This is a genomic window from Microbulbifer sp. 2205BS26-8, assembly GCF_030731025.1.
GTDB lineage: Bacteria > Pseudomonadota > Gammaproteobacteria > Pseudomonadales > Cellvibrionaceae > Microbulbifer > Microbulbifer spongiae.
In genome coordinates this window covers 64248-79026 of record NZ_JAVAMR010000002.1, presented here as the reverse complement: position 1 = coordinate 79026, position 14779 = coordinate 64248, and the positions used below count along the sequence as shown (strand labels likewise).

Genomic DNA, 14779 nt, shown 5'->3' with positions numbered 1-14779 from the left:
GGAATTATTCAATAGAGTTATTGCCAATTCTGGTGTTCAACAAGCCTGATTAAGCAGCGCTCTGACCGGCTGTTGTCACCTCCTCTCCATCCTTGAACTTCACTCCGGTGATGACCTTGGCAAGGTAGTCAAAGCCCCGGAGCTTTCTCCACTTTTCTTCTGCACACATTCCCAGCTTGAACACCATGTGTAGCATTCCTTCTCTCGACAGACAGCCTTTCGAGCGCTTGGTCCAGTGTCGTATTGTCCCGAACGTCGACTCGATCGGGTTCGTTGTCCGGATGCTCTGCCAGTGTTTTGCCGGGAAATCGTAGAAGCTCATCAGTTCTTCGTGGTCCTTTAGCAGGCACTCGGAAACTTTCGGGTATTTGGCTTCGTACGTCTCGATAAACGTGTCGAATGCCTTCTCCGCGCCAACCCTTGCCTCAGACTGCCAGATGTCGTGTAGAAAGCGCTTGGCTTTCGGCTGGCACGACTTGGGCAGCTTGTTGAGTACATTGGCCGTCATGTGTACCCAGCAGCGCTGCTGGCGTGTCTCGGGGTAGGTTTCTTCCGGCTTATGATGTTTGATTCCCATGTTTAGTCCTCCGTCTCCTAATTATACGGGTGGACCACTTCAAGGGGGGTGGATCAGCAGTGCGGCAATAGCTAACAACGGCGACATCTTTCATGGGGAGTACCAGAAGTGGTGCTGAATGCTTGGTATACAGTAGGCCAGTCTGCCTAACGATTAAAGCCCGTCACAATCTCCGGGCAATGTCCTTTAAGGTATCAACATGATGCAGAGGCAATAGCGCAACATCATCACGCAGCTTATTGATTCAGTTGTTTGTATCGGAACCAGGTGAGCGGTGATATGAATCTTGCGGTAGCTACCACATAGAACAGCCATGGACTGATTGGATGGGAATCTCCGATGCCTGAGCTGGGTTATTGGTTCTCATGTGCCCAAAGCCAGTAGGCGGTATGCTTCCGATAGAATCAGCGGTGGTGTGATATCTCTGCAAGAGTTTGCCGCCATAGGGCTGTGTTGAGATAGGGCTTGCCAAAAACGGTAGATTATGCGGGGCAGCTTTTGACCTCACGCATAATATCGACTTCGATTCGATTGGCTTACATGCTCGCCAAACAGGGTCCAGGTACCACACGGGCGTTACAAGAGTTTTTGGGGCTCGTCGGATCTGCTGGAATTGATGACCTGCCTTATGGGCCGGATGGAGATACGTTGTAGGCCGCTCACAGTAAAACCAAAAAACAGGGAAGACCCGTTACAGCCTCCCCCGTTTCCTGCATACTGCCTTGCAGCCAAAAATCCGGTTATGCTGCCAGGGCCACTTTGGCCTTTTCGACTACAGCGGCAAAAGCAGCTTTGTCGTATACCGCCAGATCAGCCAAAACACGGCGATCCAGAGCAATATCCGCTTTCTTCAAACCGGCTATCAGGCGGCTGTAGCTCAAACCTTCAACACGGGACTGGGCATTAATACGGGTAACCCACAACGCGCGGAAGTTACGCTTCTTAACACGACGGTCTCGATAGGCGTACTGGCCAGCTTTAATCACTGCCTGCTTGGCAACACGGAATACGCGGGAGCGCGCACCGTAGTACCCTTTAGCCTGTTTCAGTATCTTCTTGTGGCGACGACGCGCCTCTACACCACGTTTAACACGGGCCATAATGCTCTCCTCTTAAACCTTTGCGATTTTGGACCAATTACTTGGCGCGCAACATGCGATCGACCAGACCGGCATCAGACTTGTTCATGGTCTGGGTGCCGCGCAGCTGGCGTTTGCGCTTGGTGGTCATCTTGGTGAGGATATGGCTCTTGTTGGCGTGCTTGTGCTTGTAGCCCGCAGCCGTCTTCTTGAAGCGCTTGGCAGCGCCACTGTGTGTTTTTGCTTTCGGCATTTTGTACTCCAAAGTGAATCATTGCCTGTAAACAGGCCCCTTAGTAACTACCAGCGGGAAACCCCTGGCACTGCGAGAGTGAGGAGGCAGCCGTCGCCCAATCACTTCTCATAAAGGAGGCCGGGGAAGTCATCCCCCAAAACCTCACTTTTTCTTTTTAACCGGTGCAATCACCATAATCATCTGGCGGCCTTCCAGTTTTGGTCGCTGTTCAACGGTACCCAGCTCCTCCAGATCCTTTTCAATACGCTGCATCATTTCCATACCCAGTTCCTGGTGGGCCATTTCGCGGCCGCGGAAGCGCAGGGACACTTTGGCCTTGTCACCCGCTTCAAGAAAACGGGTCAGGCTGCGCAGCTTGATCTGGTAGTCGCCGATATCGGTGCCCGGGCGAAATTTCATTTCCTTGATCTGTTGCTGCTTCTGCTTCTTCTTGGCGGCATTCTTGGCCTTCTTGGCCTCGAATACGTGCTTGCCGTAGTCCATGATCTTGCAGACAATCGGCGTGGAGTCCGAGGCAATTTCAACGAGATCCAGGCTGGCCTGTTGCGCAACCTCCAGCGCCTCATTCAGTGAGACAATGCCCACCTGTTCACCATCTGCGCCTATCAGGCGGATTTCCGATGCCTCAATCTGATCGTTTATACGGGCCTTTTTGGACCGTCCCTTACTGTCTCGTTTAATAGTTATGGTCTCCAATTTGCTCAGATATCAAGTCTTTTCTTCAGGTATACGGCCACGGCGGTTCACATCCCGCGCAAGGATCTGTAAAAACGACTCATAAGTCATACTGCCCAGGTCTTCTCCGCTGCGGGTGCGCACGGTGACAGCCTGGCTCTCAACTTCCTTATCTCCAATTACCAATAGATAAGGGACACGCTGGAGCGTGTGCTCGCGGATTTTAAAGCCGATCTTCTCGTTTCTCAAGTCAGCCTCGGCGCGATAATGCTGTGTCTCCAGGCGAGCTTTGAGTTTGCGGCAGTAATCGGCCTGGCGATCGGTAATATTCATGATCACTACCTGCTGGGGTGCCAGCCAGGCAGGGAAAGCCCCTTCGTAATGTTCGATCAGGATACCAATAAAGCGCTCGAAAGAGCCCAGGGCTGCCCGGTGTAACATCACCGGGACCTGGCGCGAGCCATCTTCAGCCACATACTGGGCATCCAGTCGGCCCGGCATTGAGAAGTCCACCTGGATTGTGCCACATTGCCAAACGCGCCCCAGGCAGTCCTTCAGGGAGAATTCAATCTTGGGGCCATAGAAAGCCCCCTCCCCCGGCAACTCCTCCCAGGGCAGCTCGGCGGCATCCAGAGCATCCGCCAGCGCCTTCTCCGCCTTGTCCCAGCTCTCATCGGAACCCACGCGCTTTTCCGGGCGGGTGGACAGACGATAGATCAGCTCCTCGAACCCAAAGTCCCTGTACACGAAGTGCAGAAGGTGCATAAAGTCCGACACTTCAGACTGGATCTGGTTTTCTGTACAGAAGATATGGCCATCGTCCTGCACAAATCCACGCACGCGCATCAGACCGTGCAGAGAGCCGGACGGTTCACTGCGGTGGCAGGAACCGAACTCCGCCAGGCGCAAGGGGAGATCCCGGTAACTGCGCAAGCCCTGGTTGAAGACCTGCACATGGCAGGGACAGTTCATGGGTTTGATGGCAAACTGGCGCTCTTCACTGGTGAGGGTAAACATATCATCGCCGAATTTATCCGCGTGGCCGGACTTGCGCCACAAGCTGAAATCCACCAGTTGGGGGGTCTTGATCTCCTTATAGCCGTATTCTCGCTGACGGCGGCGCATATACTGCTCCACCGTGCTGTAAATAGACCAGCCATTGGGATGCCAGAACACCATGCCGGGCGCCTCTTCCTGAATGTGGAAAAGGTCAAATTTCTTGGCCAGCTTGCGGTGATCCCGTTTCTCCGCTTCTTCAATGCGATGCAGGTAAGCCTTCAATTCCCGCTTGCTGGCCCAGGCGGTGCCATATATCCGGGTCAGCATCTCATTGCTGGCGTCACCGCGCCAGTATGCGCCGGCCACTTTGGTCAGCTTGAAGGCTTTCAGCCGCCCCGTGGACGGCACATGGGGGCCGCGACACAAATCCTCAAAGTCCCCTTGACGGTAGAGGGAGATATCCTCATTGCTGGGAATACTGGCAATGATTTCCGCCTTGTATACCTCCCCCATGTCACGGAAGTACTCAACCGCCTTATTGCGTGGCATCAAGCGGCGACTGACAGGAATATCCTCTCTGGCCAGCACCTCCATACGTTGCTCGATCTTTTCCAGATCCTCCGGAGTAAACTGCCGATCGTAAGCAAAATCGTAATAGAAGCCATCCTCGATCACAGGACCGATCGTCACCTGAGCCGTGGGGTACAGTTGCTTGACCGCCTGGGCCAACAGGTGCGCGGTGGAGTGGCGAATCACCGCCAAACCCTCAGGCTGACGATCAGTGATAATGGCCAGTGTGACATCGCGATCGATGATATAGCTGATATCAACCTCTTTGCCATCAACCACACCTGCAAGCGCGGCCTTGGCCAGGCCCGGACCAATATCTTCGGCTACGTCATATACAGAAACCGGAGAGGAGAATACTCGACGGGAGCCGTCGGGGAGGGTAACAACGGGCATTGTTTGTCCTTATCTCTCAGTGGCGATCCACACCAAAGACCGCATGAAAACCCGATCTGCCATCCAAAGTGGGCAAAATCAGGAAAAACCACTATTAATCAAAGAGTTAGCATAGCTTACCAGAAAGCTGTAAACCTATTCAAACCCAATTGGCAAACAACCTGCCCATACCGGGCAGGGCCTGGCAGTGCAAGGGAATACCCGCTTCGGAGCAGGAACACCGACAACAATCACGCAGTGCGGCACGGATTCCGGGGCGAGCGCGCTCGCGGCCTTCCTTACAGAAACTTCGGCCCGGCACCTCTCCGGATTGGTCATAGGCCGGGGAAGGGGCAGGAAGATTCGAGGGGTGGAAGTTACTACACCCGGTACCGCAGAGGCAACAAAAACCCGTTCACCATTGGATACCGGCACAACCCGGTCACGGAACTGTATCTAAACACCACTCGGATAGTGGCCACAAAGTCTCCCAATGGGGGCATTCCGTGTGTGGGAGATAGCATCCCGGTACTGAAAGTGGGAGCTTCTGCCCTGTAACCCATAGGGGGCCAACTGACGAGGCAAAACCTGTCATCCGGCGTGAGGAGAACCACAGCTGCCCCGGCTTTAAACAATGTCGATGACTGCCCTACCAGACGGTTTTCACCACGAACCAGATGGGCAGGAGCAAACAGTCTGATTCACCAGGGCCGGATTTGCCCTTTCCCTCCCACAGGGAGCGTATTCTGCAGCCCGGATGCTCTCGGGAGGGTGCCCCAGTGAGTATTAAGCCGCGAACACATCGGCCAAAACCGCTAACCTGCCCCCTCTCCAGCCGATCGGCATGTGTTTAGGTCCAGCCGGTATCAGGAAAATTTGGTATCGACCTGAAGCAGGGTGTCATCCTCGCGGCAAAAGAACAGCATCGAGCAAGCCGCGAGCATGGGCCAGGCGGCAAAAAATAACAGGTTGGTACCCTCAAAAGGGGATAGATACTGGGGGAATGAAGCCAGGGTAGAGGCACCGTGAAAAACAAATACCAGTCCATAAGTGTATTTCTTTTTGATACCAAAGAAAAAAAGCACCAAAATGATCAGTTCTATCAGAGCCAGGATATAGACCACTGTGTTACCCACCCCGGCTATGGCATAAAATTTTTCAAAAATTCTGGCGGCATGGCCGGGATTGACAAACTTATCGATGGTCCATATTAACATCACCAGCAACACGGTGATTCTCAAAAAAAACATCGAAAATACCACTTTTCTTTCAGTTCGCATTTGGCATTCTCCCACTTGTTTATCTTCGTTATTTAACTGCTCCAGTGCGCCTGCGGTTTCTTGTAGCCTGTTGAGGATGTCTATTTTCAGCAGACTGCTGACCCGAACAGGGAGGTTCGGGCCGCAAATCGAGCCTGTAAGGGCCTGATTTGTTGCGGAGGGATTGTGGGCATGGGCCGCAATCCCGGGTTGAGAAAGACCGCTTAAGACCTTTTTCAACCACCTGCCAGCACTCTCTGCGGCAGGTAAGGACTGTATCGCAAACGGGTTGATGACTGCCAGGGACAGGATGCTCTTCGCGCCCCTGTTTTATCACGGCCCACCGAGCCGTGCTTTGTCATATGAAGCCTGATGATGCGTTTCACAAACTGCGGGTTTTCCACTGCTATCTTTAGCTGTTCCATCAAGCCCAGAACCGCTTTCAAAAGAACGGTAACCCTGGCAATTATGTTTCCATTTGGTATCTTTTCTGTCCCAGCTTGATTGAGCGAATTAAGACCCTGGGCTGCCGATTTGTAAAATTCAATCGGATCTGGAGCCAGCGCTCTTTGGTTTCAGGCACACCCCATGCCACAGATCAGTTACCCGAGCCATAACCAATATATGAATAAGATCAAGAGGCAGTATCAGTTTGCTCAGATCGACACCAACCCTGGCAGAGACCAAACCAATTACAGGCTATGGCCAGACACACGTTGGAATTCAGCAGCCTGATCCTACGCTGAATGATACAGCCGCTTTTATCGGCTTTGCGCCATCTGCAACAATCTCGATAGATCAAACGGCTCAAATATAGTCCGGCTTAGACAGCATCGGGATTTTCGACGCGAGCATAAAGCCGGTAATCGCCATTATTGAGCAAAAGATAGATATTATAAGGCGCGAACGCTCCCTGTGCTTCCATTCCTGGGCTGCCAACTGGCATTCCCGGCACCAAGAGTCCGGTGCTGCCTTCCGGGGGGGAGGCGAGAAACTTGTGAATGTATACTGCCGGTACGTGCCCTTCAAAAATATAGCGCTCTTGCCATACTGCCGTATGACACGCCTCCATCCCCTTTGGGATACCCCACTGCCGCTTGAGCTTTTTCATATCCAACTTCACAACAGAAGACACCTGAAGGCCGCTGTCTTCGAGATGGCTGACCCACCTTTTACAGCAGAAACACAACGGGCGTTTATACACGGTGAGGCCGCTGGCACTGTCACGGGCTTCGTTGGCGACAGCCACTGTGAAAAAACCGATCATTGCAAAAAACAGGGCGATGCAGTTTATAGTGCTAGATAGCCTGAGCGTAGTGGATAGCATAAGATTCAGAAGCATCCTTCCAGTGTCGTATGGGTTTAAACCCTCCCTTGGACAACAGTGCATTAAACCCGTTAATGGTGTACTTATGGCAGCTTTCCGTGTGAATGGCCTCGCCTTCTGCAAATTCCACCCTGATTCCGGCAATAGAGACATCGTGGCGCCGCAGACTGACCAAATGCATCTCCACCCGTTGGCGCAGCGGATGGTAGAAGGCGCGGTGGGCAAACAGGGAGAGGTCAAAGTTTGCGTCCAGCTCGCGATTGATTCGGCAAAGGAGATTCTTGTTGAATCTCTCGGTGACATGCGCGCTGTCGTGATAAGCTCGCTCTAACACCACCGAATCCTTCACCAGATCCGTGCAGATCAGCAGACCATCACCGGCACCCAGGTTTGCGGCGAACAGTTCGAGTAGCTGTACCGATTTTTGTGGCTCAAAATTCCCGATGGTTGACCCGGGGAAAAATACAACCCTTTTGCGGGAGGGAATAGTACTTAACTTATCCCAAACTGCTGGTTGGGTAAAATCACCCACCTCACTCCACACCTGGATACCGGGTAAATGGCACTTGATTCTAGCCTCCGCCGCTTGCAAAATTTCAGGGGATATATCCATCGGGTAATATCCTCTGGGAGCATCGAGCTCAGCGATCAGCATCTCAATCTTTTCACAGTTGCCTGCCCCTGGCTCTATTAGAAGGGCCCCCGAGCCGATCTCCCGAGCAATGTCCCCGAGATTATCCGTGAACAGATCGGTTTCCGTGCGGGTCAGGTAATAATCCTCGACCGCACAGATCTCCTCAAAAAGACGGGACCCCACTTCGTCATATAAATACTTACATGGCAGTGTCTTTGTTTTACCTCCCAACCCCTCCAACACATCCCTGAGAAACTCGCTTTCCTGTTGCTGCTTGCCGGGAGCAAACGATAAGGCTGCTCTCACATTTAATCTCCTGCCAAACGAACACCAGTAAATTGCCACGCCTGATGCGGATAAAAGAAATTTCGATAACCGATTCGGATATGGCCTGACGGCGTTGCAAACGAACCACCGCGCAGCACTTTCTGATTGCACATGAACTTGCCGTTGTACTCGCCTACGGCATCTTCACGCGCCTTGAAACCCTGGTATGGTAAATAGGCGCTGGAAGTCCATTCCCATAAATCACCGAGAAACTGGGTACGCCCCCGCTCGGCAGCCAGGGGCTTAAAAGCCTGTCTTTCCAGCAGATTGGCAGTGGCCAGTTGATCCAGCTGGCGCAGATAACAAGCGGCCGCCTCCCATTCGAACTCGGTGGGGAGGCGCTTTCCCGACCAGGTGGCGAAAGCGTCCGCTTCATAAAAAGACAAGTGATGTACAGGTTCGGCCGCATTCAACGGCTGCAATCCATGTAGGCCAAATTGTTGCCACCCTTTTGCCGTCTCGCGCCAGTACATGGGCTGATGCTGCTCCCTCTGCTGTACCAGTGCCCAGCCATCCGACAACCACAACCTGTGCTGTTGATAACCACCATCTTCGATAAATGCCAGGTATTCTCCGTTGGTAACCAATCGGGAGCCGATGCAAAACCCCTGCAACAGCTGTTGGTGCGCAGGTCCCTCATTATCGAAATAGAAATCCTCACCCTCACTGCCAATGCCGTAACATCCCCCCGGAATCTGCAGCCAGCGCAGCGGTTCAACGACCGCCGTTTCCTCCTCTGGCATCACATCGCAATAGGCAGGCGCCATCGGGTTGATCGACAAAGCATGTTTTATGTCGGTCAGCAAGAGTTCCTGATGCTGCTGCTCGTGATTCAAGCCCAAGACAATCAGGGCATTCAGACTGGATGCACCGGGAAATTCACTCAACAGCCTCTCAATGCCTTCGTCCACGGCCTTTCGGTAGGCGTACACCCGACCGATATCCGGCCGGGACACCAGTCCCCGCCGAGACCTTAAAAATGGTGTCCCAAGACTGTTGTAGTAGGAATTAAAAAGGTGATTAAAATGCGGATCAAATAATTGATAGTCGGGCAAATACGCATTCAGAATAAACGTTTCGAAAAACCAGCTGGTGTGGGCCAGATGCCACTTGGTGGGGCTGGCGTCGGGCATGGACTGTATCTGCATATCCTCGGCAGACAACGGCTCAGCCAGCTGTTCTGTCTCCCCCCGCACCTTCCGGTAAACAGCGAGCAACTGTTGCTGCTCTTCTCCCACAGAGACTTCATCTGCAAATATTGCCATATCGGTCATCAACCGCGACACAATTCATTTGTATTGGAATCATCATACGCAGTTTTAGGTCTATTCCCATGTAATTGCAGACTTACAAGACCGAATTTGCGCCAGTTTATTAAAAAAAACAGAATTGCATAAAAAAAGGCCAGTACAATCGGCCTGCAAAGTCATTATTCTGGAAACAGATGCGACCCGGTAACTAGGGGTTGCCGGGCCATAACCAACTAAAATCGCACAGTAAAATCGGCGCCATACATTCTCGGCACCAAACGCCAGCCGGGACTGGCCCCGATAGCCGCACCCGATCCCCCAAACCCTCCGGCAATCTCCTCGTCAGTCAGGTTTTGAACCCAGAGTGCCACTGAATAGTTTTCCGATGCACTGTTCCAGGCCGCGCGCAAGTTGAATAACTGGTAATCCTCCACAATACGGGCTCTATCGGTAACCGAGCCAATACGTTCATCGGTCCGATTGTAGTCACCGCGCAGAAGAAGTTGGCCCCCGGAAGCCAGATCCACGGAGTATTCGGCCATAAGATTGAGTTTATTCTCGGGGGTGGAAACTCTCGGCTCACCCACCAGAGAGTCCGCTTCCGTCTCACCGATCACCTCAATAATCTGGTAATCCGTAAATTCCGTATCCAGATAGGAGTAGTTGCCGGCAATAAAGAAATTGTCCGTGGCAACCCACTGCACCTCAATTTCAGCCCCTGTGCCCTCAGCGTCGGCATTTCTCAGATTATAGCTAGGGATCGGGACACCCACCAGATCCAGTGTCTGCAGGTTGTTGTACTCATAGGTGTACACAGAGGCATTGAGGCGCACCCGGTTGTCAAACAGGTTGCTCTTCAGGCCCGCTTCCAGATTGACCACATCCTCCTGGTCAAAAGCAGGTGTTACACCGGGGCCAAAGTTGAGGCTGTTGAAGCCACCGGCCTTAAAGCCATCAGCAAGGGAAACATAGGTCATCACCTCCTCGGTCCATCGGTAATCGAGGACTATGCGCCCGGAGATATCGCTCCAGCTGTCACTCAGTTTGGAATCCAAGGCTGGCTGGCTATTATTGTAGAAAGCGATACCAAACAATTGTGAACCCAAGTCAATTTGTGGCAGGGTTATTGCGCCAATAATATTGCCCTCTGCATCCACAAGCGGAACGTCCCCGCCCGACAGCTTTAGAGGGATATGATTTTTATACTCGGTTTCAATAGTAAAATCTTTGCTGTCATAGGTGTAACGAGCGCCGATCGTCAGATCCATCCGGTCAGTAATACTCCAGGTCATATCCCCATAGATCGCACTGGAGCGGTAGTCGCCAGTGTTATGCACGCTCTCATTCCAGGGGATATCGGATTCGATCCAGGGCTTGAAGCTCGCCAGCATCTGCGCAGCGACAGCCGGGGCGTACAGCATATTGCCTGTTACGCCACCCGCCGGATTGAGGATACTCAGGAGTTGATCCACCTGGCCACTTTGCAACATCAGGTCATACACAAAGGAGGCACTGGCAATCCCCTCGAACCCCAACTCTTTAAAATTCTGGCGCATCAAGACCGCCAAGTCTTCCTGTTCGGTCTGGGTCAGGTCTGGATTTTCCAGCTTTGCCAGTTCGTAGACCGCAAAGGACTCCAGTGAGCCGGAGGTAAAATTCGCGTGGGTTGTATGTTCCAGCTTTTCCTGTAAATAAGAGGCGCCGAGAGTCCATTTGATATCCCCGCTAGCACCATTGAGCCTGAACTCCTGGGAAAACTGCTCTTGCTTGTCGAGGTTGATTGAACCAAAAAAATAGTCCGGATTGGCGGTACCGTCCTCGTCCTCCTGCAGATAAGCATCAAACTTCCGGTAAGCCGTGATTGAAGTCAGGGTAAAGGCATCGAAGTCACTGGTAATGGTCAGCGAGGTACCGAATGCGTCGCGGTCCTCAATAGTGGGAGTATCCAGGGCATAGTCACCGAATAGATCGGTTTCGCCTTTGAGGCTGGGCACTATCGTCGTAGCCAGGGCACTGCCCTGGTCCATTATCCCGTAGTCGGCACGCCACAACAACTCTGTATCCGTTGTCGGCTCCCACAATACTGAAGCCCGGTATGTCTGGGTATCCTGATCCCCTACGGAAAAGCCGCCAGCCAGGTTGTCTGCAAAGGCATCTCTGCGATTAGTAGAGGCAGAGAAGCGTCCGTAGAGGCCGTCAGTCAACTGGCGGTTCAACACCAGATCGGACGACTGTCGTCCGAAGTTCCCCAGAGTATAATTCAGCTCTGTTGAATTTTCCGCCTGCGGCTTGATCGTAATAATATGAATCGCACCACCCGTGGCGTTTCGCCCGAACAGTGTACCCTGGGGACCTTTTAAAACCTCGACCCGTTCGATATCGGTCAATGGTATCTCTGCTCCAGCACCGCGGCCCGTATAAACCCCGTCCACATACACGGCAACCGCAGGGTCTGAGCCCGCAGTCCAGTCGTTTGTCTGTATTCCGCGAATACTGTAAATGGGCTGGAGCGCTACGTCGTTGTGCATTTCGACACCCGGCGTATATTTGCCCAGATCGGTCAGATTCTTGACACCACTTTCTTTGATATTGTCACCAGTAAAGGCGGTAATCGCGATTGGCACATCCTGGAGGTTCTCCGCCCTCTTCTGCGCAGTTACTACCACCTCTTCGATTTCCGCCCCTTGTACATGACCACTGATGGCAGTAAGAAAGGCAATGGCTCCGGAGAGGATAGACAGATTGAATTGACGGTTGTTTCGAGCTCTATCAGCATCGTGCATCATCGCGACCTCGCGTTTTTTGTTATACGGCGTGATGTTCTTGAGATATTATTTTTGTTATTCCACGCCATTTTACGTGCGCGGCTTGGAATTTAAAACCCCGATATGACTTTTATCTTGTGACTAGTCAGTTTTATGGCGTTTTTTCCACTAAGTCAGGTTAATCTAAAAATTCAGTATCAACCCTTGTCACAAAAAGTTACTAGGATGTGGCCTCCGGTAACCTATTTACCAGCCAGCTGGATAGTCACCAGGCAAGCAACACCCATTACAATAACCTCCAGCAGGAAATACGAAATACTATGGCACGCCCGTTCTATCTAATAAACAGCCGAATATCGCGATCACTGCTCACCACCGCCACCATTCTTGTGCTGGTCGCTGTCTCAGGCTGGCTCTGGTGGCGCCAGAGCCTACCTCTACTGGCAGGCACAATCGATACGGGAATTCTTTCCACACCGGCGGTTATCCAGCGCGATGCCCAGGGTATTGCCATGATCTCCTCCAAAGACCGCGCCAGTTCGGCTTTCGCACTGGGCTTTCTGCATGCCCAGGAGCGCTTTTTCCAGATGGATCTGCTGCGCCGCAACGCTGCCGGTGAGCTCTCCGAGCTATTCGGTGTGCCCGCATTAAAGGCGGATAAAACTGTGCGCCCACACCAGTTCCGCAAGCGCGCGGAGCGAAATATTGCCGTCATGCCCGCTCCACAGCGGAAACTGCTCGACAGCTATGTGCAGGGGGTCAATTTCGGGCTGCAACAGCTGGGAGCGAAACCCTGGGAGTATGTCCTGCTCAACCAGAAACCCAGGCCCTGGTCTGCTGCGGACAGCCTGCTGACGGTCTTCAGTATGTATATGACCCTGCAAAGCACGGAAGGCCGGTTTGAAAGGCGCGATACCGCCCTGGCTGAACTGCTACCTGGGGACCTCTACGCTTTCTTCTTTCCCGCCGGTGGCAGTTGGGATGCACCCCTGATGGGCGGCGCGAAAGCCACTGTCACCATTCCAGAGACACCCATTTCCACACTATTAACCGATACGGACACCCTTGCCTACCAGACGATGGGGAGTGACGACAGGGTGAATGGCAGTAACAACTGGGTAGTAGGCGGAGCCCTCACCGGACACGGCGGCGCCATCCTCGCCAATGACATGCACCTGGGCCTTAGTGTACCCAACATCTGGTACCGTGCCGGCTGGAATATTCCCGGCACCAATAGGCATATCCGCGGCGCCACCCTGCCCGGCGGCCCGACCATGGTGGTCGGCAGCAACGGCGCCGTGGCCTGGGGCTTCACCAACACCGGCGGGGACTGGAGCGATCTGGTTGCCCTGGAGCTGAATGAAGCGGGTACGAAATACAAAACACCGGAGGGTTGGCGCCACTTCACAGTAGAACAGGAAACCATTTTGGTGAAAAACGCCGGGGACGAAATTGTGGAGGTTCGCAAAACACTCTGGGGCCCAGTCATTGGTAAAAACCACCGGGGGATTCCGCTCGCCTATCGCTGGGTGGCACACGATATTGCCGGCGCTAATATGAACCTGCTGCGTATTGAATCCGCCGCCACCGCCTTGCAGGCACTGGCGCTGGGTCCGGAGCTGGGCATCCCCCATCAGAATTTTGTGGTCGGCGACAGGGATGGCAATATCGGCTGGACCGTGGCCGGGGCCATGCCCCGGCGAGTGGGTTTTGATGGGAGTCGCACACAGAGCTGGGCCAACGGCGATGCCTATTGGGACGGCTATCTCTCCGCGAAAGAGCGGCCGCAGCTCTACAATCCCGCCTCCCATCGCATATGGAGCGCCAATGCCCGCATGGTGAGCGGAGACTGGCTGAAAATAATGGGCGACCAGGGGTACGCTCTGGGGGCCCGCCAGCAGCAGATTCGCGACAAGCTCCTCAATCAATCCCAATTTGACGAGCGGGCACTGCTGGCGATCCAACTGGACAACCGCGCGGTATTTCTGGAGCGCTGGCAGCAGCTCTTGCTCGGGCTTCTGAAAGACCGCAGGGGCTATAGCGAGGTCTACTGTCAGGTGCAAAACTGGGGCGGTCGCGCCAGCACTGACTCAGTTGGATACCGTATTGTACGCAACTTTCGCCTGCAGTTTATGGCGCTGAGCACTGCGCCGATTCTCACCTATATGCGCCAGTTCCAGCCACACTTCACTTTTGGCCCACTGAAACGGCAATTTGAGTATCCCGTCTGGACATTGGCACAACGGGAGCCGCAGCACCTGCTCAATCCGGATTTCGAATCCTGGACGATACTCAAATTGGCAGCACTGGACCGGGTGCTGGAGAAAATGGAAATAGACGGCCAGCCTCTGCAGCAGCAGACCTGGGGCACACAAAATACAGCCGCTATCGTTCACCCCCTTGTCCGTGCCATCCCCGCCCTGGGCTGGTTTAGCTCCATGCCTGCGGACCCCCTGCCCGGTGATACCCATATGCCCCGTGTCCAATCCCCGAATCACGGCGCCTCAGAGCGCATGGTTGTCTCACCCGGGCGTGAGCACGACGGCATCTTTCATATGGCCACCGGACAGAGTGCCCACCCTCTGTCCCCTTTTTTCGCCAATGGACACCGCGATTGGGTAGAGGGAAATCCCAGCCCCCTGAAGGAACAGACAGTCCGCTACCAGCTTACGCTCAAATAACTGTCACT

The 14779-nt window shown here is 53.5% G+C and carries 10 protein-coding genes and 1 pseudogene; 1 reads left to right on the top strand and 10 read right to left on the bottom strand.

Annotation, left to right across the window (positions count from 1 at the left end):
* Positions 1-49: 49 nt before the first annotated feature.
* The 10 genes and pseudogenes from Q5Y71_RS00980 to Q5Y71_RS00935 all read right to left on the bottom strand — a co-directional run.
* Positions 50-598: pseudogene (locus Q5Y71_RS00980) on the bottom strand (transposase); the annotation flags it as partial.
* Positions 599-1317: 719 nt separating this feature from the next.
* Positions 1318-1677 (bottom strand): 50S ribosomal protein L20, encoded by a 360-nt coding sequence (gene rplT, locus Q5Y71_RS00975; RefSeq protein WP_306039329.1) that lies wholly within the window; start codon positions 1675-1677, stop codon positions 1318-1320.
* Positions 1678-1714: 37 nt separating this feature from the next.
* Positions 1715-1909, bottom strand: a complete 195-nt coding sequence (gene rpmI, locus Q5Y71_RS00970; RefSeq protein ID WP_020413351.1) for a 50S ribosomal protein L35 — start codon at positions 1907-1909, stop codon at positions 1715-1717.
* Between the two features lie 144 nt (positions 1910-2053).
* Positions 2054-2599: a translation initiation factor IF-3 gene (infC, locus tag Q5Y71_RS00965; protein ID WP_306039435.1), complete on the bottom strand. Its 546-nt coding sequence runs from the start codon at positions 2597-2599 to the stop codon at positions 2054-2056.
* Positions 2600-2620: 21 nt separating this feature from the next.
* Positions 2621-4549 carry a threonine--tRNA ligase gene (gene thrS / locus Q5Y71_RS00960; protein ID WP_306039322.1) on the bottom strand — a complete coding sequence of 643 codons (1929 nt, stop codon included), beginning with the start codon at positions 4547-4549 and terminating at the stop codon, positions 2621-2623.
* Positions 4550-5394: 845 nt separating this feature from the next.
* Positions 5395-5808 (bottom strand): hypothetical protein, encoded by a 414-nt coding sequence (locus Q5Y71_RS00955; protein ID WP_306039320.1) that lies wholly within the window; start codon positions 5806-5808, stop codon positions 5395-5397.
* An 802-nt stretch (positions 5809-6610) separates the two neighbouring features.
* The gene (locus tag Q5Y71_RS00950) at positions 6611-7054 is read right to left on the bottom strand and encodes a DUF411 domain-containing protein (protein ID WP_306039319.1); all 444 of its coding nucleotides are present in this window, start codon (positions 7052-7054) and stop codon (positions 6611-6613) included.
* Between the two features lie 31 nt (positions 7055-7085).
* The gene (gene egtD / locus Q5Y71_RS00945) at positions 7086-8054 is read right to left on the bottom strand and encodes an L-histidine N(alpha)-methyltransferase (RefSeq protein WP_306039317.1); all 969 of its coding nucleotides are present in this window, start codon (positions 8052-8054) and stop codon (positions 7086-7088) included.
* Between the two features lie 2 nt (positions 8055-8056).
* The gene (gene egtB, locus Q5Y71_RS00940; RefSeq protein WP_306039316.1) at positions 8057-9340 is read right to left on the bottom strand and encodes an ergothioneine biosynthesis protein EgtB; all 1284 of its coding nucleotides are present in this window, start codon (positions 9338-9340) and stop codon (positions 8057-8059) included.
* 218 nt (positions 9341-9558) lie between these two features.
* Positions 9559-12111, bottom strand: a complete 2553-nt coding sequence (locus Q5Y71_RS00935; protein ID WP_306039314.1) for a TonB-dependent receptor — start codon at positions 12109-12111, stop codon at positions 9559-9561.
* Positions 12112-12410: 299 nt separating this feature from the next.
* Between Q5Y71_RS00935 and Q5Y71_RS00930 the strand changes: the two genes are divergently transcribed.
* The gene (locus Q5Y71_RS00930) at positions 12411-14771 is read left to right on the top strand and encodes a penicillin acylase family protein (RefSeq protein ID WP_306039312.1); all 2361 of its coding nucleotides are present in this window, start codon (positions 12411-12413) and stop codon (positions 14769-14771) included.
* Positions 14772-14779 lie beyond the last annotated feature (8 nt).

What these genes read in the sequence shown, in the direction of transcription:
- rplT (WP_306039329.1), bottom strand. Translation starts at nt 1,677, where the DNA reads ATGGCCCGTGTTAAACGTGGTGTAGAGGCGCGTCGTCGCCACAAGAAG.
- rpmI (WP_020413351.1), bottom strand. Translation starts at nt 1,909, where the DNA reads ATGCCGAAAGCAAAAACACACAGTGGCGCTGCCAAGCGCTTCAAGAAG.
- thrS (WP_306039322.1), bottom strand. Translation starts at nt 4,549, where the DNA reads ATGCCCGTTGTTACCCTCCCCGACGGCTCCCGTCGAGTATTCTCCTCT.
- Q5Y71_RS00955 (WP_306039320.1), bottom strand. Translation starts at nt 5,808, where the DNA reads ATGCGAACTGAAAGAAAAGTGGTATTTTCGATGTTTTTTTTGAGAATC.
- Q5Y71_RS00950 (WP_306039319.1), bottom strand. Translation starts at nt 7,054, where the DNA reads ATGATCGGTTTTTTCACAGTGGCTGTCGCCAACGAAGCCCGTGACAGT.
- egtB (WP_306039316.1), bottom strand. Translation starts at nt 9,340, where the DNA reads ATGGCAATATTTGCAGATGAAGTCTCTGTGGGAGAAGAGCAGCAACAG.
- Q5Y71_RS00935 (WP_306039314.1), bottom strand. Translation starts at nt 12,111, where the DNA reads ATGATGCACGATGCTGATAGAGCTCGAAACAACCGTCAATTCAATCTG.
- Q5Y71_RS00930 (WP_306039312.1), top strand. Translation starts at nt 12,411, where the DNA reads ATGGCACGCCCGTTCTATCTAATAAACAGCCGAATATCGCGATCACTG.